The following is a 20,090-nucleotide window of genomic DNA, read 5'->3' as shown; positions in this document are numbered from 1 at the left end:
ACCGGAAGGCTGGGCTCAGCCCGTGCACAGATCCGTGCACAGACAGGCTTCCGTGAGTCCGTGCAGAGGGAGGCATCCGTGAGCTCGAGCGGCGAGCGCTTCGCCGACGCGGTCGATGCCAGGCTGCCCACCACGGACGGCGGCGGGAAACTGCTCCGCAAGGCCTTCCCCGACCACTGGTCGTTCCTCCTGGGCGAGTTGGCGCTCTACAGCCTGATCGTCCTGGTGCTGACCGGCGTGTGGCTGACGTTCTGGTTCAAGCCGGAGATGCGCGAGGTGACGTATGCCGGAGGGTACCTGCCGCTGCGCGGTGTGCTCATGTCTGAGGCGTTCGACTCCACGCTGCACATCAGCTTCGACGTACGCGGCGGTCTGCTCATGCGGCAGATGCACCACTGGGCGGCCCTGGTCTTCATCGGCGCGATCGGTCTGCACCTGCTGCGGATCTTCTTCACGGGAGCCTTCCGAAGGCCCCGCGAGCTGAACTGGGTCTTCGGCCTCACTCTGTTCGTCCTGGCGCTCGCCGAGGGCTTCGCGGGCTACTCGCTGCCCGACGACCTTCTCTCCGGGACGGGACTTCGTATCGCCCAGGGCATCATGTTGTCGATCCCCGTCGTAGGCACCTATGTGAGCATGTTCGCGTTCGGATCCCAGTTCCCGGGCGAGGACATCGTCACCCGCCTCTACGGCATGCACATCCTGCTGCTGCCCGGTGCACTGATCGCCCTGCTCACCGTGCATCTGATCCTGGTCTTCTACCTGAAGCACACCCAGTGGCGCGGACCGGGCCGGTCCAACGCGAACGTCCGCGGCAAGCCCCTCTTCCCCCAGTTCATGGCGTCTTCGGGCGGCCTGTTCTTCATCGTCTTCGGCGTCATGGCGCTGCTCGGAGGTCTCGCCCAGATCAATCCGGTGTGGACGTACGGGCCTTACCGCCCGGACCAGGCGTCGACCGGTTCGCAACCCGACTGGTACGTGGGGTTCCTGGAGGGGGCGCTGCGGCTCGTGCCGCCCTGGGAGACGAACGTCCTCGGACACACCATCATGTGGAACGTCCTGCTCCCGGCCTTGGTCCTGCCCGGACTGCTCTTCCTCGTCCTGTACCTGTACCCGTTCGTCGAGCAGCGGCTGACGGGCGAAGCGCAGGAGGAGCAGCACCTGTGCGACCGGCCGCGTGAACGGCCCGTGCGGACGGGCCTCGGCGTCGCCGGCATCACGTTCTACGGTGTGCTGGTGCTGGCCGGCGGCAACGACGTGGTGGCCCAGACGTTCAGGATCTCGCTCAACACGTTGACCTGGCTGCTGCGCATCTCCCTCGTGGTGGCGCCCATCGTGGCGTTCATGCTGACCCGGCGGCTGTGTCAGGCCCTCGTGCGCGCCGAGCGGGAACGCCTGGCGCAGGGCGAGGAGACGGGCGACGTGCGGCAGACGGTCGAGGGGCGCTACGAAAGTGGCCACCGGCCGGTCGAGAGGTTCCGGCCGGGAGCGCCCCGGGCCCCGCTCACCCCTGCTGATGACTCCCCCGGTCCACGTACTGGAACGTCATCCCCAGAACACCACGCACCAGCACACCGAAACCAATGAGGAAGAGCCACAGGCCGTAAACGACTCCGATGGCGGCGACGGCGAATCCCAGCGCGGTGATGATGGGCCACGAACTCTCGGCGGGGAAGAACTCCACGGGCCCGGCGCCGTCCGCCACCTCGGCATCGGTACGGTCTTGGGGACGGCGCCCCTTGCGCCGGTAGTGCATCGTGCAGAAGAACGACACCAGGGCGGCCATCGCGAAGGCGACGATCAGGGCCGCCGTACCGGTCGGATCGCCGGACCAGGCGGCATAGAGGGCGGCGGCACCCGCGAAGAACGCCGCGACGCCGCCGAAGAGCAGTGCTTCGACCTTCATCGCAGACCCTCCTCCTGCGCCTGCTTCGTGATGCGGGGGTGGTGCAGATCGAAGGCCGGGGCCTCGGACCGCACCCGCGGCAGCGCCTGGAAGTTGTGGCGCGGAGGCGGACACGACGTCGCCCATTCCAGTCCGCGCCCGTAACCCCAAGGGTCGTCCGTGGTGACATGTTGTCCGTACCGGGCCGTGCGCCACACGTTGTACAGGAACGGCAGCGTCGAGACACCCAGCAAGAACGCTCCGACGGACGACAGGGTGTTGAGGAGCGTGAAGCCGTCCGCCGGAAGATAGTCGGCGTACCGGCGTGGCATCCCTTCCGCTCCCAGCCAGTGCTGCACCAGGAAGGTGAGCTGAAACGCCGGGAACAGCAGCCAGAAATGCACCTTGCCAAGGCGCTCGTCGAGCATTTTTCCGGTGAACTTGGGCCACCAGAAGTAGAAACCGCCGAACATCGCGAAGACCACCGTGCCGAACAGCACGTAGTGCAGATGCGCCACGATGAAATACGAGTCGGTGACGTGGAAGTCGAGCGGCGGGGAGGCGATGAGCACCCCGCTCAGCCCGCCCAGCAGGAACGACACCAAGAACCCCATCGCCCACAGCATCGGTGTCTCGAACGACAGGGACCCCTTGTGCATCGTCCCGATCCAGGCGAAGAACTTGATGCCCGTGGGCACGGCGATCAGGAACGACATCACGGAGAAGAACGGGAGGAGCACCGCGCCGGTGGCGAACATGTGGTGGGCCCACACAATGGCGGACAGCATGGTGATCGAGATCGTCGCGCCGATCATGGGCAGATAGCCGAACAACGGCTTGCGCGAGAACACCGGAATGATCTCCGAGATGATCCCGAAGAACGGCAGGGCGACGATGTAGACCTCCGGATGCCCGAAGAACCAGAACAGGTGCTGCCACAGAATGGCGCCGCCGTTGGCGGCATCGAAGACATGCGCCCCGAATTTTCGGTCCGTCTCAAGGACCAGCAGGACCGCGGTGAGAACGGGGAAGGCGGGCAGTACCAGAATCGACGTGAACAGTACGTTCCAGGTGAACATCGGCATCCGGAACATGGTCATTCCGGGGGCGCGCAGGCACAGGATCGTCGTGATGAAATTGACGGCGCCGAGCGTCGTGGAGACGCCTGTGACCACCAGTCCCATCACCCAGAGATCACCCCCGGCGCCCGGGGAGTAGTACGCGCTGTTCAGCGGCGCATAGGCGAACCAGCCGAACGCGGCGGCCCCGCCGGGCACAACGAAACCCGAGACCACCATCAGGCCGCCGAACAGATACATCCAGTACGACAGGGCGTTGAGCCGGGGGAAGGCCACATCCGGTGCGCCGATCTGCAGGGGCATCACGGCATTCGCGAAACCGGCGAACATGGGCGTCGCGAAGAGCAGCATCATGATGGCGCCATGGATGGTGAAGAACTGATTGTAGGTGAATTCGTTCACGAACTGCAGTCCAGGGCGGGCCAGTTCGGCCCGCATGGCCAGCGCGAGCAGGCCGGCGAAAAGGAAGAAGCAGAAGGCCGTGACCATGTACAGGCTGCCGATCACCTTGTGATCGGTCGTCGACGTCCAGCGCAGCAGCGTTCGCCCCAGAGAGGGCGGGGAGACGGCCTGTTCGGTGCCGGCGCCGCGTTCTGACAGCTCGGTCATCGTCCTCCTACGCGGACCGCCTGCCCCGGCCCGACGGTGTACGGGGGTACGGGCCGGACGACGGAAAAGCGTCTTTGCGAGTGCCCTGGCCTCGGCCGGGAATCCGGACCCCGTGACGCGGGATACGCCCTCGACTCTCCCGACGACCCTTCCGTACATGACGTCATCGGCCGAGTACGGATCGTGATCGTCGGTGGCGACGCTACCGGCGTCACCTCGCCAGTCGCCCACGCCACGCCCTACCGTCTGCTGTCCGGGACCCCGGCGGGGTCGGCGCCCGCTCGATTCGAGCTCCGCCGCACACCGGGGAACGCGGACGGTATCGGCGCGGATCAGGGAGGTGGTTCAGATGCCGGTTCGGACCCTGGGCTGTCCGGTCGGCTCGGCCTCGCCGGCCGGCGATGGCTGGTGTCGCACCACGGGTAGATGCGGCTGCGGCGGCAGGTGCACAGGGCCACGCAGAACCGGTCGGACGACACGGTGGTGCCGTCGTCGAGGGTGACGTCGACCGGACCTTCAACGAGCAGGGGCCCTGCGCGTGGAGCTGTGATGCGGCGGCGTCGTGCCGCAGGGTCGTTCTGCACGAATGATCACCAGCTCTTCCTTCTCGTCATTGCCGTCCACCAGGCCGTGGTTGCGCAGCCAAGCGCTCCGTGAGCGCAGGACCGGCCCGAAAGCGATGCGGTGCTGTTCCACGATGCCCGCGCTCAGGCCCGCCGCCCGCAACTGCCTCAGTGTCTCTTCCGCACTACACAGGGTGGACTGGACCAGGAGAAGCACCCCGCCCCGCCGAAGCAACGCGGGAGCGTCCTGGCAGAGACGATCCAGTACGAGGCGGCCGTCGTATCCGGCGTCCCAGGCCCGGGCCGCCCCCCGTCGGGGGCAGGAGGCGTCGGGGGCCGGCACGTACGGCGGGTTCGTCAAGATGAGGTCGAAAGACCGGCCCCACACCGGAGCCAGCAGGTCGCCGCGCATGACGCGCAGCGGGAGGCGCGCCAGCACCGCGTTGACCCTGGCGTTGAGAACCGCTCGCCAGGAAATGTCGACGGCTGTGACGTGCGCGCCGAGCCGCGCGGCGGCCAGAGCGACAGCGCCCGTTCCCGTGCCGACATCGAGGACTTCAGCCAGCGGGGGAAGAGATTCGTGACGCAGCGTTCGGACGAGCAGCTCGGTGTCGTGCTGGGGGGTGTAGACCCCGGGAAGTGCAACGGGGAGTGCAAGGGGAGCCATGGAGGTTTCGTCTCACTCGGTGTCGGTAAAGCTGTTCGGCGGTCGGCTGGTCAGACGGGTGCGTACAGAGATGACTTGCCTGCCCGCCAGGCGTGGAGGAGTTGGTCGGCTAGGCGGTCCTCGACGTAACCGGTGGCGTCCACGCCGAACGCGACGTCACCGTCGAGGTGGGCTTCCTCTTGGAGGAGGCCCGCGACGACCTCACGGCGGACGACCTGTTCGTGCACGGCGTCGGCCTCGACGTGTTCGTCGTAGAAATGCTCGGCGGCCGGTCCCGCGCCGGTGCGCCGCATGGCCTGAGCGAGCCGCCGCGAACCGGGCGACGAGGTGATCTCGACGGTGGCGAAGTGACCCACCAAGGCGCCTCGCAGTGCGCGGTGCAGGCCGAAGAGCGACATCAGGTTCACGACGGCGAGGGCCTCGGCGGATGCCGCGCCGAGGTAGTGCCCGTAGGTCGTGTCCAGGCCGAGGTCCGCCATGAGGTCGGCGAAGAGTCGCGCGTGCACGCGCTCGGCCCGGCCGCCCCCGAACTCGTCGAACTCGACGGCAGCCATGCCCGCCTTCGCTCGGCCCCACAATCGGGGCAGTACCCAGGCGTGCGGGTCGGCCTCCTTGAGGTGGTACAGCGATCGCTGGGCTGCGTACTCGCGCAGCTGCCACAGCTCGCCGTCGTCCTGGAGGAAGTGCGTGACACCCTTGCCGGCGACGGGCTCGACGGCCAGCTCGTCCAGTGCCTCGTCGGCGCGCTCATGCCGTGCCGCCCTGTCGCGCAGGGCCTCGAGGTACGGCTGCTCCAGTGCTGCACGGACCCTGAGCAGGTCGGGGTCCCATTCCCGTGCGGCGGCTACGTCCGCGAAACCTCGGTAATGCAGTTCGTAACAGAGATACAGGCCGAGCTGCCAGTCATCGCCGAAGGGGAATGCGGCGGCAATCGTCTTGTCATCGGGGGGCGGCCCTGTACTCCTCAAGTATTCGGTGATTGCCGTAGAGATTCTGCCTCGGCTCGGCGGCAACGGTGGTTCTTTCGACCAGAAATCCATGGGTACGAAGTACCCGTGATCCAGAACGTCTCACATGGCCGCTCTCATCCGCGACGGGGGCGAGGACACTCGCGCCCTGCAAAAGCGGCGCGGTGTCCTCGTGGCGGTTCCGCGTGGCCGACCGCCGGAGGCGGCGCCATCGATCCCCAAGCCCTCGCGGGATGCGGCGGCCAGGAAGACCTCCGACGGGAGGGCTTAGGGAGCGTGAGAGGAGATGGTAGGGCTTAATCGAGCGTGACAAGAACGGAGCGGTCATCCCGGGGTGACACGGCCACGCCACGACCCGGATTCGCCGCCGCGCTCTTCGATGTATTCCTTGAAGCGCCGCATGTCGCCCTTGACGCGACGATCGATCATTCCGAACACGTCCGCGGTCTTTTCGGCCGCCCCACTCGGCTCGATGTCCATGACGAGCTCCACACGGGTGTGTGTGGTGTCCAGGCTCTGGAATCGCACCATGCCCATCTGCTGGATGTCGCCGCTGATCGTGCGCCAGGCGACCCTTTCGTCCGGGAGCTGGTCCACGATCTCGGTGTCGAACTCCCGCCGCACCCCGCCGATCTTGGTGGTCCAGTGGTTGTGGGTTTCGTCGAGCTGTGTCACCTCCTCGACGCCCTCCATGAACTTCGGGAACTCCTCGAATTGCGTCCACTGGTTGTACGCGGTGCGGACAGGGACATCGACCTCGACCGATTCCTTCACCATGCTCATCGCTGCGCCTCCTTCGTGTATTCACCGCACGGACGCGGTACCGCCGCGCGGACTTGGCGCGGAGAGGCGAGTACCCGTTGTCGGGGACAGTACGGCCCGGATGGCACCTCATCCCGAAATCCGGCGTTCAATCGGAGGGCGGAAGCAATGTGCCCAGCGGCCCGAGGTCGAGGTTGAGGTCCTCCATGGTCAGTCCGTACTGAGCACACAGGTCGCTCATGCGGTCGTGGAGCAGCATGAGCGTCGTTCCCAGGCGTTCCTCCTGCTCGTCGCTGAGGTCCCCCTGGTCGACGCGGTGCAATGCCTGTCGCTCCATGAGCTGGCGCAGCAACTCCACGAGAGTGAGAACCAGCCTGATGAGGTCCCGTTCCACCGTGTCGGGATCGGAGCTGATCCGCCGAGCCGGGGAACGCGAGCCCTTGCCGGCGGGCGAGCCCAAGTCGCGTGGGGCGGCAGGCAGCAGCCGGAAAGCACGTGCGGCGGCCTCCGCGACCTCGTCGGCGCGACGTGGCGGCTGGCTGTCCCCATCAGGCGTCATGGTCGCCGCCTCGCAGCGGGTCCGTCCCGTCCCATGGTGAGGGATTCCGCGCGCTGATGGAAACGATCAGGGCTCGCAGCGAAATGCGTACGAGATCGATGTCTGCGATGGACAGCATCACGTCACCGGTGAGTACGACCCCACCGCTCAAGAGTCGGTCCAACAGATCGATGAGAGCGACCTGCCGCTGAGGCAGGCGCTCTGCCGGGGGCGGCGGGCCCGGCGTGATCATGGCGGCACGCTTTCCGCGGCACCGCTGAGGGGCATGGCGAAGGAGTACGGCGCCCAGGGACCGGTGGCCTCGACTCGGACCCCTGGCAGCCCGTCGGCGGCGTGTGTCACATCGGCCAGGAACTCTTCGCAACGCGTCAGGGACACGAGGTACGCGTCATTGACGATGTTCTCGCCCCCGCCGGCCGCGTTGGCGAGAACGCCCTGCTGCACACGATGCCGGACCCGCTCGGCTGCGTGCTTGCGCCCTGCGGTCTCCACTCGCTCGGCGGCCTGCTGCGCCGCCTGGTACACACTGTCGCGCACACTCTGCTGTTGCCTGCGGTCGCGTAGGTAGGCGCGCCCAGGGGGCAGGTCTGCCGACGGAGCAGCCGGGGCTGCTGGGGCCGCCGAGGGCTCGACATAGATTTTGACCCCCCATTCGACATGTTCGGCGAGTCGGGCCAGACGCTCCGCGAACAGGTTCCGGCCCGCTTCCAGCACGTCCCGGGCCCTGTTGTCGTCGAGGTAGACGGTCGCCAGGCGCAGCGGAAGGACGGTGGTGCGCGCGGCCAACGCTTCTATGACGCCGTGGTGGGCGCGGGCGACCGCCTCCAGCCATTCCAGATCCTCGAGATGTTGCTTGAGAGCGTCCTCCTGGAAGTCCTGGGCGGGTACATGGCTCACCACGAGCATCACCCGGTCGTCGCGCGCGTCGGCGACGAGGCGGACGGGGGCGTCGGCGACGCCCCGCAGCGTCGTGGTTGCCTCCCGCAGTCCCTCGGCCCGGGGTACCACGGCATACGCGTAGGTCATCAGGTCACTCATCGCGAGCACTTCCCCGGCGACGGCTGCCGGTGTCCCGGTGCGCTTCCTCGTGCGAGGGGAGTTCGGTTCCCTCGCGGAGGGCGTCGATCTCGGCCCGCAATCGGCGGTTTTCCTCGGCGAGAGAGTGTTCGTCCCTGCTCCGGGAAGAGAGCGCGGGGTCGTGCTCCCACCAGTCGATGCCCATTTCCTTCGCTTTGTCGACGGAGGCGACCAGGAGTCGCAGTTTGATGGTCAACAGCTCGATGTCGAGCAGGTTGATCTGTATGTCGCCTGCGATGACGATGCCTTTGTCGAGCACCCGTTCAAGGATGTCGGCGAGATTGGCGGAGGAGCCCTGCCCGTACGGCGGCGCGGCTCTGGACGGGTAGGAACCAAGCCTGTTGGCCAGGGGTTCAGTCACGGTGGCGGCCTCATGTTCCCTCGTGCCGGATGCCGGGATGTCAGCCCTGCTGTCGGGCTCGGATCTCCTCCAGCCGGTCGAGCAGTTCGTCCTCACGCCGGTCGAACGTCTCCTCGTCGATCTCTCCCGCGAGAAGCCGCCGCTCGAGCTCGGCGAGTTCGCGGTGCACCGGTGCGGGGTCGTAGTACACGTTCTCGGCTTCCTCCAGGACGCGCTCCACGACCCAGCCGGCGCCACGCACGGGCGCTATGGGAAGGGTGACCAGCTGCGTGAACAGGCCCATGAGAACTCCTTCAGACGAAGCTGTAGGGAGGAAGGGGACCGTTGAGCCGGAAGTCGAAGTCATCACCCAACTGGTGGGCGACGCTCAACTCCGTAGTGAGGAATGCCTCTTCTTGGTCCTCGGACACCAGGAACGACACACTGAGGAAGTCGGAACCTGTCGGATGGGAGGATTCAATCTGCCGGGCGAAGGGGCGCAGTGCTTCGCGCACACCCGTGGCCAGCGCCTCCTGCCGTGCCTGTACCTCCTGGGCGACCAGCTCGCCGAGCCGCAGTGACGCGTCAGGCCCTGCGGTCCCGCGGCGGATCTCGTCATTGAGCTCTCGTGCCACATTCGATTCCCGAAGGATCTGACGCAGCAGAGCGTCCTCTTCCTGCGACGCCTTCAGGTTGTATTCGACGCACCCCTCCAGCACCTGAAGCCTGTCCGTGTAGTCCTCGGCATTCTGCTCCAAGGCAAGACGTACGGCCTCGTCGTCCGCGGCCAGGAGGCCGAACCGCATAGGCAGGACAGTGCCGTCTGCCATGAGGCGCTGCTGCACTTCCTGGTGGGCGATGATGTCGCGGCGCTTGGGGCGCAAATCCTCCGGAGCGTCGCTCACCACAGCGCACAGCGGTCCAGCGGTCACTGTCCGCAAGCCGCCCGATGGCTCACCGACACCGCTGAGGTCGCCGATGTGGAGCGGGTGCTGCTTGCCGGTGACGGAGTAGATGTATACGGCCATGGCTCATTCCTTCTCGCGGGGCGAGCCCCTTTCGTGCTCACGTCGGGGGGTGCGCCGAACCGGCCGCCGTCGCCTCTCCACGGGTTCCCTTTCCTTGTCCTCGTCTTCTTCCTCGGACTCTTCGTCGCCGTTGTCACGGTCGGTGACACCTTTGAGGGAATCCGTCACCGCTTCCACGGCGCCGGAGAGGGCTCCTTTGGATTTGCCTCTTGCTCCGCTCTCCACCGAATCTCCGACGATGTCGGTCAATTGGGTGGGCGCCTTTCTCCCGGCCTCGAGGTCAAGGCGGTTGCAGGCCTCGGCGAAACGCAAATACGTGTCGACGCTGGCCACGACGATGCGAGCGTCGATCTTGAGGATTTCGATCCCCACCAGCGACACGCGGACGAATACGTCGATGACGAGTCCGCGATCAAGAATGAGTTCTAGGACGTCGTAGAGGTTGCCGGTTCCGCCACCTCGGGCGACACCGCCTCCACCCTGCGGCACCACTGTCATGGTGCCTCCCTTCACCGGCTGTGCTGTCTCAGCCCCGCCGGTCGATCTGGCCTCGGGTATAGCGACGCGTCCTTTCGTACGCCACCAGATCGCCTTCCTTGTCCAGCGTCACGCGGTAGGTAGCCATAACGCTCGTGGTTTCCGGGACGCGCTCGATCTCGAGTACCTCCAGGTCAGCCTCCCAACCGTCCTCCGTCAGTTTTAGTGCCGAGACGGACTCGGGGGGTCGCCCGAGCAACTCCTGAAGTTGTTCGGCGGCGGAACGGATGGCCCAGGCGGCTTTGGCCTTGCGGGAGCGGCGCCGGGGGCCGTCTGTGGGACCTCGGTCGGTGCTGCGGCTACTGCTGGGTCGTCGCCGGGGTTCTGCTGCGGCCATGGTCTCTCCGGTGGTCGGAGCGGGCGTCATATTCCACGGGTGAACAGTATAATTCCATCATATAGGGATATATCACCCGAGCGGTGGATGCCTTCACGTGAACTGTCCGAGGGGGCTGCGCGGCAGGTGCGGAGCGGGGCGGACTGTGCAACTCCGCGCGTGCGATCCACATTGTGTGTCAATCGCGGTTTGGGCAGGGGGCGTTGGCACGTGTTCGGGCGTGTTCACCTGCCTATTCCGAAGGGAACCGGCTCATGAATGACACGACCAAGATCGGCCTCGCCGCCGCGGTCGCAGCTGGCTACGTGCTGGGGCGTACGAAGAAAGGCCGTCTCGCATTCGGCATGGCAACCTATCTTGCCGGGCGTCGTTTTGGGCTCGATCCGCAGCAGTTGATGACGACAGGCCTGCGTAAACTCGGCGACGTTCCAGGGGTCTCCGAGCTGAACGAGCAGGTGCGCGGCGAGCTACTGGACGCCGGACGTAAAGCCCTGGCCGCCACCGCCGATCGGCGCCTCGCCGATCTCGCCGATTCCCTCCACGAGCGCACGCTTCGCATAGGTGAGGAGCGGGAGGAAGAGGAGGAGGAAGAGCCGGGGGACGGCGAGGAGGGCTACGAGGAGGAGGAAGAGCCGGAGGAGGAAGAAGAAGAGGAAGAGCCCGAAGAGGAGGAGCCCGAGGGGGAAGCACCCGAAGAGGAGGAACCAGAAGAGGAGGAACCCGAAGAAGAAGCCGAAGAGGAAGAACCCGAGGGAGAGGCTGAGGAAGAACCGCCACGGCGTCGCCGGCGCCCGGCTGGAACCACGGCAAGGAAGCGCGTGGCCAAACCCGCTCCCCGTAAGAGGGCGGCGAAGAAGGCCGCTCCCGCCAGGAAGAGGGCTCCAGGGAAGAAGGCCGCAGCGCAGAGGCCCGCGGCCAAGAGGACTGCCGCCAAGAAGGCGGCGCCGGCGAAGAAGGCCGCGAAGAAGTCTCCGCCCCCTGCGAAGAAGGCGGCAGCGAAGAAGACGGCCGCGAAGAAGACAACGGCCAAGAGGGCGGCCGCGAAGAAGGCCCCGGCCAAGAAGACGGCCTCGGCGAGGAAGACGGCCACCAAGAAGACTGCCGCGCGGCGGAGGTAGGTCATGGCAAGCAAAGAGCGTGACACCATCCGCGGAGATGGTTCGGGTCTGGAACTGCTGCGCGATGAGCTCACCGACTATCTCGGTGCTCAGGTGGAGCATCTGGTCGACAGAGCTGGGGAGAAGTTGGGGGATGTCACCGACCAACTCCTTGACGCCGCCGAGAACGGCGGACCCCTTCCCCGCATTGGCGGACGCATTCTCCAAGGAGACTCCCCATTGAAAGCGTTCGTCGGCGAGAAGACCAAGGATCTCAAAGACAACGTGATGGACAAGGTCAAGAACGTGTTCGGCGGGGGTAAACGAGGCAAGGCCGGCAGCACCAAGGTGATGAACATCGTTGAAGTGCTGGATGTGGGTGTGCCCATCCGCACGGCTTACAACTACTGGACTCAGTACGAAGAGTTCAGCAGCTTCATCAAAGGGGTACGCAGTGTGTCCCGCAACGACGAGTCCACCAGCGAATGGAAGGTGAAGGTCGGCCCTTCGACGCGTGGCTGGAAGGCAACCGTTCAGGAACAAGTACCTGACGAGCGCATCGTGTGGTCCTCCGAGGGCGCCAAGGGCACCACCCACGGCTGTGTCAGTTTCCATGAACTCACGCCCACCCTGACGCGCGTTGTGCTTGTCGTGGAGTACTACCCCTCGGGTTTCTTCGAAAAGACCGGCAACCTGTGGCGTGCCCAAGGGCGACGCCTGCGGCTGGACTTCAAGAACTTCCAACGGCATGTCACGTTTGCTGACGAGGAAGTTGAGGGCTGGCGCGGAGAAATCCGCGATGGTGAGGTGGTGCGGAGCCACGAGGAAGCGCTGGAAGAGGAAGAGGCGGCAGGCGAATACGAGGGGGAGGAGGAGTACGACGAAGAGGGTTCCGAGGAAGAGGGCGCCGAGGGAGAGGCCGCCGACGAAGAGGGCGCCGTCGAAGAGGAAGACGAAGAAGAGGGGCCGGAAGACGAAGAGGAGTACGACGACGAGTACGAGGAGGACGAGGAGGAGGGCTGACGCGGCCGCCGCGGAGCCAGGAGCGAACTCTCGACATGACGCGCCGCGCCCCGCGATGTGGCCGGTGACCCCGGTCTCTCAGATCTCGTCCTCCATGCGGATCACCGATTTGAGGTCCTCGTGTGCCTTTCCAGGCTCTCCTTCCTGCGCTTCCAGCAGGGCGGCGGCGAGGGCATCCAGTTTGCGCTGGATGGCCCGCTCGGCCCGCAGTTCCGAGTTCTTCAGCAGCGCGAGAAGCAGCAGGGTGACCGCGGTCATGGCATCGCCCGCGAGGAGTAGCCACGCCGACCCGAGTCCGGCGACATGGACGGCGAGCGTCAGCGCGACGAGCCCGAGGCAGAACACGAAGAATGCCGCTGAACTGGTGAAGTTCGAGACGGAGCCCGCAAGCCGTTCGAACCTTCCGCGTTTGTCTCCGCCACGGTCGGCGGGATGCTGAAGAGCCATGGGCCCGAATCCTTCACTGCTCGTTGCGTGCCGAGGTGCTGCTGACAGGCGGTCACCATCTGGGCAGTGTCGGAAGGCCCTACGAGTGTGCTCCAGCAGGCGAGACGTCAGTACGGACCTCACCATGTGAAGGTGGACAGCAACCGTTCCCCCTCCGGCCCTGCGCACGAGGACCGCGGCCTGACCCGCGAGGAACTGCTCGCGCGACAGCTGCACGCCGCCCTGGCAGCGTCCGGGCACACCGTCGCGGTGGCCGAGTCGCTGACGGCCGGCCTGCTCGGCGCCGCACTGGCGGCCGCGCCCGGTGCGTCGCAGACCTTCCGTGGCGGCGTGATCGCCTACGACACCGAAGTCAAGGCGTCCGTGCTCGGTGTGGAGCGTGGCTTGCTGGCCTCGCAGGGCGCAGTCCACGGCGAAGTCGCCGCACAGATGGCGCAAGGAGTGCGGCGCCTGATGGACGCCTCGTACGGCCTGGCCACGACCGGTGTCGCCGGTCCGGCCCCGCAGGACGGCCAGGAGGTCGGGACGCTCTTCGTCGCCGTCTGCGGGCCGACCGGCACGGTCGTCGACGAGCCGGACACCGAGGGTGCTGACGTCAGAGAGGCCATATGCCAGACGGCCGTGGTCGCGGCCCTCGAACTGCTCCGCGATCACGTCCGTCCGTCGCAGTGACGGCACTGGCAGCGGCAGTCCTCGGAAGACGCGCCGGGCCGGCCGTACGCCACGGTCAGTGCCCGATCCGCTTGTGGACCCGGTGAGCCATCTTCTCGGTGATCTCGTGTGCCTTGCCGCGCACCATATCTCCACGGCCTGACCGCTGCATTGACTTGTTCCCCAGGGCCTTGCCGAGGGATTCCTTCATCTTGCCCCTGATCTGCTGCACCTTCGCCGTGCTCTTCGCCATCGGAATCGTCGTCCTCTCGAAGACGCCGGGGACCGCGGACCGTCCGGGACCGCCACCTCTTTGTTCACCGTGCGCCCGTCTCCGGGGCGCGGCAACCGGGAGCATGTCGCCGTCAGCGGCGTCGGTGTCGGCCACTCGCGGGGCATGCCCCGACCGGGAAGCGCGTCAGCCGTAACCGATCGGTCCCCTGATCGTGGCTGCGCGGTGGGATGGGTCTGATGCGAGCTGCCGTGTGTGTCTGTGCGCGCGGCGCTGAGACCGCTGAGAGCAAGCCGCACTGCCGCCGTCGGTGGCAGCTACGGGCACGCCTGCCGGTGAGGGGGTTCCCACGACTGCGGGGCCCCCTCACCACACATGCTCAGGTGCGGTCGCGCTTGGCGGAGCGGCCGGTCTCCTCGATGCGCTCACGGGTCTTGCCGGTGGCCTTCTTGGCTTCGCCGCGAGCTTGGTCGAGCTTGCCCTCGATCTCCGTCTCGCGGTCGCCCGTGACCTTCCCGGTCATCTCCTTGGCCTTGCCCTTAGCCTTGTCCATGCCGCCTTTGCCGGCCATGGTTCCTCCTTTGGGGGTGAGGTCGCTTGCCCGCCCAACGTAAGCGGCTGTGGGAGACGTCGCCCGCCGAGTCGTCACGTTGTGTAGTCATCATGGGTGGGGGGCGGGCACGCGGGTCGGCGGCGTCATACGGCACAGCGGCGCACCGCGCCACACCGACGTCCGCCACTCGGCCCCCTGCCAACCGCACAGGGTCGCCGGTACGGGCGGTGAGCCTATTGCTTGGGAAGCAGAGGTCCGAGCGGGCCGAGGTCCAGATTCAGGTCCTCGGGTTGCAGTCCGTACCGCTCGCGCAGTTCGGTCATGCGGTCGTCGAGCAGCATGAGGGTGAGCCCGATCCGCTCCTCCTGGTCGTCCGTCAGCTCTCCCGTCTCGAATCGCCGCAGCGCCTGGCGTTCCATCAACTGGCGCAGCAGCTCCACGACGGTCAGCACGAGTTTGACGAGGTCGCGCTCCACCGTGTCGGGATCGAGGTCCAGTCGGTTCCTCGCGGTCACATCGACTCCCGCCAAGGTGAGGGTACTTTCGCGTTCACCGAGCTGATGAGGGCGTTCAGGTCGATGCGTACGAGGTCGACGTCGGCGATCCTCAGGGTGATGTCCCCGGCGATCACGACCCCGCCCGCGAGCAGCCGGTCGAGCAGGTCGACCAGTGCGACCTCGCGGTGTTCCACGACAGTCATTGCCCCTCCCCGCTGAACGAGTAGGCCGCCCACGGGCCGGTGAGTTCCACTCGCATCCCCTGAGCCTCGTCCCTCGTACGCTCGATCAGCTCCACGAATCCCTCGGAGTCCGAACGCGGCACGAGATAGGCGGCATTGAGCACGTTGCGGCCCGGCGCACGGGACAGCGCGGCGTTTTGCGGCGCGTGGATCCTGGTGTCCTCCGCGCACTCGGAAAGCGTGTCGTGCAACTGTCGGGCGAATTTCTCCGCGCGCTCCCACACGTCCTCGTGGGCACGATTGCGCATACGCCGCTGCCGCAGATAGTCGCGCCCCGTCGCGGCCTTCTCGGGTTCACCCGTATGCACCGGGCGCTCATCGGTGCCGGAATCCTCCGCGTACACCTTCACGCCCCATTCCACCCGCCCCTCGAGCCGCTCGAGCGTCCGCAGGAACTGTTGCCGCCGGTCCTGCATCATCGTGCGTACTCCACTGTCGTCCCGGAACACGGTGGCGAGCCGCAGCGGCAGTGGACTGGCGACAGCGGTGAGTGCGTCGATCACGCTCTGATGCGCGCGGGCGGTCTCACTCAGCCAGTCCAGGTCCTCCAGGTGAGCCCGCAGCGGTTCTTCGGCGAAGTCCTCCGTCGGGACCGCGCCGACCACGGCGAGAAGGTCACCGTGGTGCAGCAGCTTCGGCGGCACGCCCGCGACGCCGGTCAGCTGCGCCTGCAGTGCGGCCGTGAAGGGTCGGCAGATCGCGTATACGTAGCGCAGACCGCTCACTCGGTCTCCTCCTTCGGACTCGCGCGTTCCAACTCGGAGAGCCGTTCGCGCAACTCCCTGTTTTCACGCTCGAGTTGTGAGTGGTTCGCGCGCGACGACAGCGCGGGGTCGTCCTCCCACCAGTCGATGCCCATCTCCTTGGCCTTGTCCACGGAGGCAACGATGAGCCGCAGTTTGATGGTGAGCAGCTCGATGTCCAGAAGGTTGATCCGGATGTCGCCCGCGATCACGATGCCCTTGTCGAGCACCCGTTCAAGGATGTCGGCGAGGTTGGCGCCACTGCTCTGCCCGTAAGTCTCGGGGAGCCTGCCGGCCATGGTCATCGACGACCCCGGCTCTCGACGAGCTCGCCTTCGTCCTCTTCGGCGTACTCGTCGTCCTTGGCGTACTCGTCGTTCTCCTCCGCCTCGTCCTCGTATGCCGCCTCGGTGTCCTCCTCCTCGTCCTCCGGCGCGTCCGGCTCTTCTCCCTCGAGCTCCTCTTCCTCGTAGTCGCCCTCGGGGACGTCCTCGCGCTCTTCTTCGCTCTCTTCCTCGAGCGCGTCCTCGTGGCTGCGGACGACCTCACCGTCGCGGATCTCGCCGCGCCAGCCCTCCTCCGCCTCGCCCTTGAGCGTGATGAAGCGGGCGTAGTTCTTGAGGTCGAGCCTGGCCCTGCGGCCCTGTGCACGCCAGATGTTGCCGGTCTTCTCGAACAAGCCTTTGGGGTCGTACTCGATGACCAACAGGACGCGGGTGAGGTTCTCGGCCAGCGAGTGGAAGGAGACGACACCCTTTGTCGTACCCTTCGCGCCCTCCGCGGTCCAGGAGATGCGGTCGTCCGCAACCTGTTCCGTGGTGTGGGCCTTCCAACTCCGGTTGGACCAGAAGACCTTGAGCTGCCAGTCCGAGGTGGTGTCGTCGGCGCGGTTCGCGCTCTTGACGCCTTTCGCGAAGGTGCTGAAGTCCTGGTACTGGGTCCACTGGTCGTACGCGGTGCGCAGCGGCACGCCCACGTCGATGAACTCGATGATGACCGTGGGCTTCTTGCCCGCGCCGCCCTTGCGCCTGCCCTTGCCTCCGGTCAGGCTCTTGAACGCGCCGGCCACGCTGTCCTTCGCCCGCCCTGCGCCGAGTTCCAGGGCCGACCGCAGGGGTCCCTTGCCCTCGGCGAGCTTGCGGCCGCTGTCGAGGGCAAGCTTGGCGAAACCGGGGCTGTTGCCCTCGGCGATGTCGTTGAGCCTGCCGGTCGTTTCGCCGAGCTTGCGGCCCAGGTCCACCAACAGGCGTTGGGCCTGGGCGGCCAGATACGCCTGGACCTCCGCCTTGAGGCGGTCGGCGGCCGCGCTCTGGGCGACGCCGGTGAGCGGGTTGTCCGTCGCCCGCATTGCCGCGGATCCGAGGGTGTCAGTCATCGCCGCCTCCCCTCGTCAGCCGGCTGCGTGTCGCGCGCCGCGCGGCGGTTTTCGCCGCGGCCGACTTCTTCGCGGGAGCCTTCTTGGTCACCGTCTTCTTCGCCGTCTTTTTGGCGGGTGCCTTCTTGGCGGAACTCCGCTGCTCCGTCGCCTTCTTGGCTGGGGCTTTCCGAGTGGGAGCCTTCTTGCGCGGTGGTGCCTTTTCCTCGGGCTCGTCATTCTCCGAGCCGTCGTCCGCGTCGTACTCCTCGTACTCGTCGTCCGGCTCGGCCGCCTGGTTCTCCTCTTCCTCATCGCCGAGCCCCGGCACGTCCGGCACCACGCCCGCAAGCTGGTCCCGCACCTCTGCGGTCCTGCCGTGCAGCCGGTCGGCCAGGCCCTCGACCTGCCGCTCGACGAGTGCGCCGGAGGCGGCCTTCCCCACACCGCGCAGGTCCTCGCGCAGCTGGTCCCCGATCTCCTTGAACTGCGGGTTGTCCCGCAGCTGTTGAGATACCAGGTCCGCGAGCGCCCGCGGGCTCATATGCAGTCGCTTGCCGGCGACCAGCGTGCCGACCGCGAATGCCAGTTTCATCTTCTTCGTACGTCCGAGGACGTATCCGGCCCCTACGGCGAGGCCAAGTCCTAGTCGATTCATCCTGTCGTCCCGTTGCCTGAACCCGCGCTTCCGCGCAGGCTGATCTCCAGCCGGTCGAGGAGCTCGTCCTCGCGGCGGTCGAACTCGTCGTCATCGATCTCGCCCGCCTCGAGCCGCTGCTCGAGGAGGGCGAGTTCGGCCCGGATCGCTGCCGGGTCGTAGTACTGGCGCTCGGCCTCGGCCAGCACCTGTCTCACAGCCCAGAGGCTGCCGCGTACCGGTGCGAACGGCAGCAGCAGCACCTCTCCGATCAGTCCCATCCGCTCACTCCGTATCGATGGCGGTGTCCGCCGGTTCGGCGGGGCCGGGCTCGACGAAGCTGTAGGGCGGCAGCGGTCCGTTGACACGCAGTTCGAGATGTGGATGGCTCTTGCGAATCTCTTCGACCGCAGAGAGGAACACCTCGGCCGACTTGCGGTCGACGAGGAGGGACAGGTTGGCCAGCCAGCCCGTGGACTCGGGGCCGACGCTCACGGCCTCGGCGGCCGCTTCCAGGAGATGCTGCAGCTCGACGGCGTCCGCGGCTTCCTGGTTCTTCAGCGCGGCCACCACCATCTCGCCGAGCTGCAACCGCTGCTCGTAGCTCCCTCCGCCCGCCTGTCGGTTGGCCTCCGCGATGGCCTGTACCTCGCGATTTTCGGCCATCACGCGGTGCAGGACTGCCGCTTCGTCGTGGCTGGCCTTGACGTTGTACTCGATCTTGCCGGCCAGCGCCTTGAGCCGCTCCTCGTAATGCTCGGCGCGCTCGGCGAGCACGCTGGTGACGGCGGCGTCATCCTGAGCGACGCTGCCGAACCGCATGGGCAGTACGGAGCCGCCTCCGCCCGCCTCGCTCAGCACGTTCTGGTGGGCGAGCAGATCCCTGCGCTTGGGCCGCAGCCCTTCAGGGGCGTCGCTCACGACGGCCGCCAGCCCGCCCGCCTTCAGGACGCGGACGGAACGCGCCGGTTCCCCGACGCCGCCCATGCCCTCGGGAAGCGAGGGGTGCGACGCCGCCGCGATGCCGTAGACATACGTGCTCACTCCTGCTCCTCCTTCCTGCGCGAGGCCGTTGACTTGCGGGTGCGCGGCCGGGATTCGGTCTGACCTTCCTCGCGGGCCTGCTTGAAGGCGTCGGAGATGGTCTCTGCGGCGCCGGACAGCGCGCCCTTGGACTTGCCGCGCGCACCGGACTCGGTGATCTCGCCGACCAGGTCGGGCAGGCCGGGGCTCTTGCGCGGCCCTGCCTCCAGGTCGAGCCGGTTGCACGCCTCGGCGAACCGCAGGTAGGTGTCGACGCTGGCGACGACAACGCGTACGTCGATCTTGAGGATCTCGATGCCGACGAGGGAGACGCGTACGAACGCGTCGATGACGAGCCCTCGGTCGAGGACGAGTTCCAGGACGTCGTACAGGCCGCTGCTGCCGCCCGATCCGCCGCTCTGTTGTGCCGGGACAACGGTCATGCCGACCGGTCCTCCTTGTCTGTAGATGGTTGCGCGGTGTGGCCGCCTACCGGCCGCCGGACCTGTGTGCGTCGGCCCTGCCGCGTTCGTAGCGGCGGATGCGCCGGTAGCCGGTGAGCCCGCCCTGCGGGTCGAGGTCCACCTGGTAGCTCGCGAGCAGGCTCATCGTGTCGGGCACCCTGGCGAGCTCCAGGACCTCGATCTCCAAGGTCCAGCCGTCCTCGGTGTGTTCGAAGGACGACACGGACTCGGCGGCCATGCCGGTGAGCTCCTCGAGTTGGGTGCGCGCGTGACGCAGCACCTCCATGGCGCTCGGCCGGTTTTTTGCCGCGTTGTCCTCCTGGCTGTTTCCCCCGCCTTCAGCGGGATTTCGTGGATTCTGCGACTTTGATGTGTTCGATGTGTTCGACATTGGCCCCCTCGAACCCCGAGTGGCCCCACGCCTGTTGGCCAAACCTTCAGCGTGAGCGCCTCGGTCCCCGTAGGGCGTTCACCTGCGCGAGGACTGGCGGAAGTCGCGTGCGCTGCTCATCACTTCTGCCCTGGGGGTCGTGTGTGCGCCTGCGCGATCGAGTCGCTCACCCTCAGTGGCAATGGCAATGGCAATGGCAATGGCAATGGCACGAAGGGTGATCCAGAACCGCGATTACTGAGCTCTTCGGATTGTTGTCGGCTGGTGGGTGAGCGTGAGTCCGGTGCCTGCAAGGCAGCCGTCGATCAGGTCGGGGCGGAGCTGGATG

31 protein-coding genes are annotated in these 20,090 nt (G+C 66.8%); 4 read left to right on the top strand and 27 right to left on the bottom strand.

All coding sequences use genetic code 11. The annotated features are described in order from the left end of the window. The first annotated feature begins 78 nt into the window (after positions 1-78). Positions 79-1,584, top strand: a complete 1,506-nt coding sequence (locus ACIBK0_RS21415) for a cytochrome bc complex cytochrome b subunit (protein WP_399082002.1) — start codon at positions 79-81, stop codon at positions 1,582-1,584. On the opposite strand, the gene ACIBK0_RS21410 is transcribed toward ACIBK0_RS21415, so the two are convergent. The 14 genes from ACIBK0_RS21410 to ACIBK0_RS21345 all read right to left on the bottom strand — a co-directional run bounded on the left by ACIBK0_RS21410 (position 1,502) and on the right by ACIBK0_RS21345 (position 10,438). Then, positions 1,502-1,903 (bottom strand): cytochrome c oxidase subunit 4, encoded by a 402-nt coding sequence (locus ACIBK0_RS21410; RefSeq protein ID WP_399081999.1) that lies wholly within the window; start codon positions 1,901-1,903, stop codon positions 1,502-1,504. The genes ACIBK0_RS21415 and ACIBK0_RS21410 overlap by 83 nt on opposite strands. Then, positions 1,900-3,570, bottom strand: a complete 1,671-nt coding sequence (gene ctaD / locus ACIBK0_RS21405) for a cytochrome c oxidase subunit I (RefSeq protein ID WP_399081997.1) — start codon at positions 3,568-3,570, stop codon at positions 1,900-1,902. The genes ACIBK0_RS21410 and ctaD overlap by 4 nt, the downstream gene beginning before the upstream one ends. Positions 3,571-3,902: 332 nt before the next feature. Continuing rightward, positions 3,903-4,154 carry a CDGSH iron-sulfur domain-containing protein gene (locus tag ACIBK0_RS21400; protein WP_399081994.1) on the bottom strand — a complete coding sequence of 84 codons (252 nt, stop codon included), beginning with the start codon at positions 4,152-4,154 and terminating at the stop codon, positions 3,903-3,905. After that, positions 4,087-4,800, bottom strand: coding sequence for a HemK2/MTQ2 family protein methyltransferase (locus ACIBK0_RS21395; protein WP_399081991.1), 714 nt, complete (start codon positions 4,798-4,800; stop codon positions 4,087-4,089). Before ACIBK0_RS21395 ends, ACIBK0_RS21400 begins: the two co-directional genes overlap by 68 nt. 50 nt (positions 4,801-4,850) lie before the next feature. Then, the gene (locus tag ACIBK0_RS21390) at positions 4,851-5,840 is read right to left on the bottom strand and encodes an iron-containing redox enzyme family protein (protein WP_399081988.1); all 990 of its coding nucleotides are present in this window, start codon (positions 5,838-5,840) and stop codon (positions 4,851-4,853) included. Between the two features lie 252 nt (positions 5,841-6,092). Next, on the bottom strand, positions 6,093-6,551 hold the full coding sequence (locus ACIBK0_RS21385) for an SRPBCC family protein (RefSeq protein ID WP_399081985.1): 459 nt from the start codon (positions 6,549-6,551) through the stop codon (positions 6,093-6,095). A gap of 127 nt (positions 6,552-6,678) precedes the next feature. Next, on the bottom strand, positions 6,679-7,089 hold the full coding sequence (locus ACIBK0_RS21380) for a gas vesicle protein K (protein ID WP_399081982.1): 411 nt from the start codon (positions 7,087-7,089) through the stop codon (positions 6,679-6,681). Next, positions 7,079-7,321 (bottom strand): gas vesicle protein, encoded by a 243-nt coding sequence (locus ACIBK0_RS21375; RefSeq protein ID WP_399081979.1) that lies wholly within the window; start codon positions 7,319-7,321, stop codon positions 7,079-7,081. Before ACIBK0_RS21375 ends, ACIBK0_RS21380 begins: the two co-directional genes overlap by 11 nt. Then, positions 7,318-8,127, bottom strand: a complete 810-nt coding sequence (locus tag ACIBK0_RS21370; RefSeq protein ID WP_399081976.1) for a GvpL/GvpF family gas vesicle protein — start codon at positions 8,125-8,127, stop codon at positions 7,318-7,320. Before ACIBK0_RS21370 ends, ACIBK0_RS21375 begins: the two co-directional genes overlap by 4 nt. After that, the gene (locus ACIBK0_RS21365) at positions 8,120-8,527 is read right to left on the bottom strand and encodes a gas vesicle protein (RefSeq protein ID WP_399081973.1); all 408 of its coding nucleotides are present in this window, start codon (positions 8,525-8,527) and stop codon (positions 8,120-8,122) included. Before ACIBK0_RS21365 ends, ACIBK0_RS21370 begins: the two co-directional genes overlap by 8 nt. Before the next feature lie 40 nt (positions 8,528-8,567). Continuing rightward, complete coding sequence (locus ACIBK0_RS21360) at positions 8,568-8,810, bottom strand: gas vesicle protein GvpG (RefSeq protein WP_399081970.1); 243 nt, start codon at positions 8,808-8,810, stop codon at positions 8,568-8,570. A gap of 10 nt (positions 8,811-8,820) precedes the next feature. Further along, a complete protein-coding gene (locus ACIBK0_RS21355) occupies positions 8,821-9,534 on the bottom strand; it encodes a GvpL/GvpF family gas vesicle protein (protein ID WP_399081967.1) in 714 nt (237 codons plus the stop codon). A gap of 3 nt (positions 9,535-9,537) precedes the next feature. Continuing rightward, entirely contained in the window at positions 9,538-10,032 is a 495-nt protein-coding gene (locus ACIBK0_RS21350) for a gas vesicle structural protein GvpA (RefSeq protein ID WP_399081964.1), read from the bottom strand. A 28-nt stretch (positions 10,033-10,060) separates the two neighbouring features. Further along, positions 10,061-10,438: a gas vesicle protein gene (locus tag ACIBK0_RS21345; RefSeq protein ID WP_399081961.1), complete on the bottom strand. Its 378-nt coding sequence runs from the start codon at positions 10,436-10,438 to the stop codon at positions 10,061-10,063. Between the two features lie 224 nt (positions 10,439-10,662). Between ACIBK0_RS21345 and ACIBK0_RS21340 the strand changes: the two genes are divergently transcribed. Together ACIBK0_RS21340 and ACIBK0_RS21335 are read left to right on the top strand one after the other, a co-directional pair. Next, positions 10,663-11,526, top strand: coding sequence for a histone protein (locus ACIBK0_RS21340; RefSeq protein ID WP_399081958.1), 864 nt, complete (start codon positions 10,663-10,665; stop codon positions 11,524-11,526). Between the two features lie 3 nt (positions 11,527-11,529). After that, entirely contained in the window at positions 11,530-12,528 is a 999-nt protein-coding gene (locus ACIBK0_RS21335; RefSeq protein ID WP_399081955.1) for an SRPBCC family protein, read from the top strand. 78 nt (positions 12,529-12,606) lie between these two features. On the opposite strand, the gene ACIBK0_RS21330 is transcribed toward ACIBK0_RS21335, so the two are convergent. Continuing rightward, entirely contained in the window at positions 12,607-12,975 is a 369-nt protein-coding gene (locus ACIBK0_RS21330) for a low affinity iron permease family protein (protein ID WP_399081952.1), read from the bottom strand. A 132-nt stretch (positions 12,976-13,107) separates the two neighbouring features. Here ACIBK0_RS21330 and ACIBK0_RS21325 point away from each other — a divergent pair, with 132 nt between their 5' ends. Then, positions 13,108-13,647, top strand: a complete 540-nt coding sequence (locus ACIBK0_RS21325; RefSeq protein WP_399081949.1) for a CinA family protein — start codon at positions 13,108-13,110, stop codon at positions 13,645-13,647. A gap of 55 nt (positions 13,648-13,702) precedes the next feature. Here ACIBK0_RS21325 and ACIBK0_RS21320 read toward each other — a convergent pair whose 3' ends face one another. The 12 genes from ACIBK0_RS21320 to ACIBK0_RS21265 form a co-directional block, all read right to left on the bottom strand. Beyond that, positions 13,703-13,879, bottom strand: a complete 177-nt coding sequence (locus tag ACIBK0_RS21320) for a CsbD family protein (RefSeq protein WP_399081946.1) — start codon at positions 13,877-13,879, stop codon at positions 13,703-13,705. A gap of 358 nt (positions 13,880-14,237) precedes the next feature. Further along, on the bottom strand, positions 14,238-14,429 hold the full coding sequence (locus ACIBK0_RS21315) for a CsbD family protein (protein ID WP_399081944.1): 192 nt from the start codon (positions 14,427-14,429) through the stop codon (positions 14,238-14,240). 215 nt (positions 14,430-14,644) lie between these two features. Continuing rightward, entirely contained in the window at positions 14,645-14,926 is a 282-nt protein-coding gene (locus tag ACIBK0_RS21310; RefSeq protein WP_399081942.1) for a gas vesicle protein K, read from the bottom strand. After that, positions 14,923-15,111, bottom strand: coding sequence for a gas vesicle protein (locus tag ACIBK0_RS21305; RefSeq protein WP_399081940.1), 189 nt, complete (start codon positions 15,109-15,111; stop codon positions 14,923-14,925). Before ACIBK0_RS21305 ends, ACIBK0_RS21310 begins: the two co-directional genes overlap by 4 nt. After that, positions 15,108-15,875, bottom strand: coding sequence for a GvpL/GvpF family gas vesicle protein (locus ACIBK0_RS21300; RefSeq protein WP_399081938.1), 768 nt, complete (start codon positions 15,873-15,875; stop codon positions 15,108-15,110). Before ACIBK0_RS21300 ends, ACIBK0_RS21305 begins: the two co-directional genes overlap by 4 nt. Further along, entirely contained in the window at positions 15,872-16,198 is a 327-nt protein-coding gene (locus ACIBK0_RS21295; protein ID WP_399081936.1) for a gas vesicle protein, read from the bottom strand. Before ACIBK0_RS21295 ends, ACIBK0_RS21300 begins: the two co-directional genes overlap by 4 nt. Beyond that, positions 16,195-17,268, bottom strand: coding sequence for an SRPBCC family protein (locus ACIBK0_RS21290; protein ID WP_399081934.1), 1,074 nt, complete (start codon positions 17,266-17,268; stop codon positions 16,195-16,197). Before ACIBK0_RS21290 ends, ACIBK0_RS21295 begins: the two co-directional genes overlap by 4 nt. Continuing rightward, the gene (locus ACIBK0_RS21285) at positions 17,261-17,905 is read right to left on the bottom strand and encodes a DNA primase (protein ID WP_399081932.1); all 645 of its coding nucleotides are present in this window, start codon (positions 17,903-17,905) and stop codon (positions 17,261-17,263) included. Before ACIBK0_RS21285 ends, ACIBK0_RS21290 begins: the two co-directional genes overlap by 8 nt. Then, the gene (locus ACIBK0_RS21280) at positions 17,902-18,165 is read right to left on the bottom strand and encodes a gas vesicle protein GvpG (protein WP_399081930.1); all 264 of its coding nucleotides are present in this window, start codon (positions 18,163-18,165) and stop codon (positions 17,902-17,904) included. Before ACIBK0_RS21280 ends, ACIBK0_RS21285 begins: the two co-directional genes overlap by 4 nt. A 4-nt stretch (positions 18,166-18,169) precedes the next feature. Next, a complete protein-coding gene (locus tag ACIBK0_RS21275) occupies positions 18,170-18,928 on the bottom strand; it encodes a GvpL/GvpF family gas vesicle protein (protein WP_399081928.1) in 759 nt (252 codons plus the stop codon). After that, entirely contained in the window at positions 18,925-19,350 is a 426-nt protein-coding gene (locus ACIBK0_RS21270; protein ID WP_399081926.1) for a gas vesicle structural protein GvpA, read from the bottom strand. Before ACIBK0_RS21270 ends, ACIBK0_RS21275 begins: the two co-directional genes overlap by 4 nt. Before the next feature lie 46 nt (positions 19,351-19,396). Further along, a complete protein-coding gene (locus tag ACIBK0_RS21265; RefSeq protein WP_399081924.1) occupies positions 19,397-19,762 on the bottom strand; it encodes a gas vesicle protein in 366 nt (121 codons plus the stop codon). Positions 19,763-20,090 lie beyond the last annotated feature (328 nt).

The organism is Streptomyces sp. NPDC050564, from assembly GCF_044457265.1.
GTDB lineage: Bacteria > Actinomycetota > Actinomycetes > Streptomycetales > Streptomycetaceae > Streptomyces.
The sequence above is the reverse complement of the archived record's forward strand: the minus strand, read 5'-3'. Positions and strand labels throughout refer to the sequence as shown.

What these genes read in the sequence shown, in the direction of transcription:
- ACIBK0_RS21410 (WP_399081999.1), bottom strand. Translation starts at nt 1,903, where the DNA reads ATGAAGGTCGAAGCACTGCTCTTCGGCGGCGTCGCGGCGTTCTTCGCG.
- ctaD (WP_399081997.1), bottom strand. Translation starts at nt 3,570, where the DNA reads ATGACCGAGCTGTCAGAACGCGGCGCCGGCACCGAACAGGCCGTCTCC.
- ACIBK0_RS21395 (WP_399081991.1), bottom strand. Translation starts at nt 4,800, where the DNA reads ATGGCTCCCCTTGCACTCCCCGTTGCACTTCCCGGGGTCTACACCCCC.
- ACIBK0_RS21390 (WP_399081988.1), bottom strand. Translation starts at nt 5,840, where the DNA reads ATGGATTTCTGGTCGAAAGAACCACCGTTGCCGCCGAGCCGAGGCAGA.
- ACIBK0_RS21385 (WP_399081985.1), bottom strand. Translation starts at nt 6,551, where the DNA reads ATGAGCATGGTGAAGGAATCGGTCGAGGTCGATGTCCCTGTCCGCACC.
- ACIBK0_RS21380 (WP_399081982.1), bottom strand. Translation starts at nt 7,089, where the DNA reads ATGACGCCTGATGGGGACAGCCAGCCGCCACGTCGCGCCGACGAGGTC.
- ACIBK0_RS21375 (WP_399081979.1), bottom strand. Translation starts at nt 7,321, where the DNA reads ATGATCACGCCGGGCCCGCCGCCCCCGGCAGAGCGCCTGCCTCAGCGG.
- ACIBK0_RS21370 (WP_399081976.1), bottom strand. Translation starts at nt 8,127, where the DNA reads ATGAGTGACCTGATGACCTACGCGTATGCCGTGGTACCCCGGGCCGAG.
- ACIBK0_RS21360 (WP_399081970.1), bottom strand. Translation starts at nt 8,810, where the DNA reads ATGGGCCTGTTCACGCAGCTGGTCACCCTTCCCATAGCGCCCGTGCGT.
- ACIBK0_RS21355 (WP_399081967.1), bottom strand. Translation starts at nt 9,534, where the DNA reads ATGGCCGTATACATCTACTCCGTCACCGGCAAGCAGCACCCGCTCCAC.
- ACIBK0_RS21350 (WP_399081964.1), bottom strand. Translation starts at nt 10,032, where the DNA reads ATGACAGTGGTGCCGCAGGGTGGAGGCGGTGTCGCCCGAGGTGGCGGA.
- ACIBK0_RS21345 (WP_399081961.1), bottom strand. Translation starts at nt 10,438, where the DNA reads ATGACGCCCGCTCCGACCACCGGAGAGACCATGGCCGCAGCAGAACCC.
- ACIBK0_RS21340 (WP_399081958.1), top strand. Translation starts at nt 10,663, where the DNA reads ATGAATGACACGACCAAGATCGGCCTCGCCGCCGCGGTCGCAGCTGGC.
- ACIBK0_RS21335 (WP_399081955.1), top strand. Translation starts at nt 11,530, where the DNA reads ATGGCAAGCAAAGAGCGTGACACCATCCGCGGAGATGGTTCGGGTCTG.
- ACIBK0_RS21330 (WP_399081952.1), bottom strand. Translation starts at nt 12,975, where the DNA reads ATGGCTCTTCAGCATCCCGCCGACCGTGGCGGAGACAAACGCGGAAGG.
- ACIBK0_RS21320 (WP_399081946.1), bottom strand. Translation starts at nt 13,879, where the DNA reads ATGGCGAAGAGCACGGCGAAGGTGCAGCAGATCAGGGGCAAGATGAAG.
- ACIBK0_RS21315 (WP_399081944.1), bottom strand. Translation starts at nt 14,429, where the DNA reads ATGGCCGGCAAAGGCGGCATGGACAAGGCTAAGGGCAAGGCCAAGGAG.
- ACIBK0_RS21305 (WP_399081940.1), bottom strand. Translation starts at nt 15,111, where the DNA reads ATGACTGTCGTGGAACACCGCGAGGTCGCACTGGTCGACCTGCTCGAC.
- ACIBK0_RS21295 (WP_399081936.1), bottom strand. Translation starts at nt 16,198, where the DNA reads ATGACCATGGCCGGCAGGCTCCCCGAGACTTACGGGCAGAGCAGTGGC.
- ACIBK0_RS21290 (WP_399081934.1), bottom strand. Translation starts at nt 17,268, where the DNA reads ATGACTGACACCCTCGGATCCGCGGCAATGCGGGCGACGGACAACCCG.
- ACIBK0_RS21285 (WP_399081932.1), bottom strand. Translation starts at nt 17,905, where the DNA reads ATGAATCGACTAGGACTTGGCCTCGCCGTAGGGGCCGGATACGTCCTC.
- ACIBK0_RS21280 (WP_399081930.1), bottom strand. Translation starts at nt 18,165, where the DNA reads ATGGGACTGATCGGAGAGGTGCTGCTGCTGCCGTTCGCACCGGTACGC.
- ACIBK0_RS21270 (WP_399081926.1), bottom strand. Translation starts at nt 19,350, where the DNA reads ATGACCGTTGTCCCGGCACAACAGAGCGGCGGATCGGGCGGCAGCAGC.
- ACIBK0_RS21265 (WP_399081924.1), bottom strand. Translation starts at nt 19,762, where the DNA reads ATGTCGAACACATCGAACACATCAAAGTCGCAGAATCCACGAAATCCC.